This is a genomic window from Microbispora hainanensis (assembly GCF_006874475.1).
Lineage (GTDB): Bacteria > Actinomycetota > Actinomycetes > Streptosporangiales > Streptosporangiaceae > Microbispora > Microbispora hainanensis.
This window is the reverse complement of the sequence record NZ_VIRM01000249.1, coordinates 1-229: the sequence shown is the minus strand read 5'-3', so window position 1 is coordinate 229 and position 229 is coordinate 1. Positions and strand designations below refer to the sequence as shown.

The following is a 229-nucleotide window of genomic DNA, read 5'->3' as shown; positions in this document are numbered from 1 at the left end:
CCAGCTCCCCGCCTACGCCCCCGACCTCAACCCCACCGAGGGCATCTGGTCCCTGCTCAAACGCGGCGCCCTGGCCAACCTCGCCGCCGCCGACCTGCCCCAGCTCGTCCGCGTCATCAAGCGCGCCCTGAAGAAGATCCAGTACCGGGCCCACCTCATCGACGGATGCCTCCCACCGACCGGCCTGACCATGAGAACGGGAGGCGACATCACGAATTAAAGGTCAGTA

General features: G+C 66.8%; 1 pseudogene. It reads left to right on the top strand.

Annotated elements, in window-relative coordinates:
• Positions 1–220, top strand: a pseudogene (locus FLX08_RS40290) (IS630 family transposase); the annotation flags it as partial.
• Between the last annotated feature and the right edge of the window lie 9 nt (positions 221–229).